Below are 292 nucleotides of genomic sequence, written 5' to 3'. Positions count from 1 at the left end.
AAGTCCGACCTACAAAAAAATTGTCCAAGGCTGTATTTAGGTTGGATGTGGCCTTGATCTAGGTTTGATGTAGGTTGGACTTCAGTCCAACAAGTTAAATGAAATTTAACCATTTTCAACATAAAAACGGTTCAACAACATAATACCCGCTACAGAGGTTTGTTGGTCTATCAGCATAATCAACCGCTTAACGGTTGTCAGACTGAAGTCCGACCTACAAAAAAATTGTCCAAGGCTGTATTTAGGTTGGATGTGGCCTTGATCTAGGTTTGATGTAGGTTGGACTTCAGTC

1 protein-coding gene is annotated in these 292 nt (G+C 40.1%); it reads right to left on the bottom strand.

The genetic code is table 11. The annotated features are described in order from the left end of the window. Positions 1–105: 105 nt before the first annotated feature. The coding region (locus tag H4J46_RS16890) for a hypothetical protein (RefSeq protein WP_220462888.1) at positions 106–292 on the bottom strand (187 nt) is incomplete at its 5' end.

This window comes from Colwellia sp. MB02u-6, assembly GCF_014077095.1.
Classification (GTDB): domain Bacteria; phylum Pseudomonadota; class Gammaproteobacteria; order Enterobacterales; family Alteromonadaceae; genus Cognaticolwellia.
The sequence above is the reverse complement of the archived record's forward strand: the minus strand, read 5'-3'. Positions and strand labels throughout refer to the sequence as shown.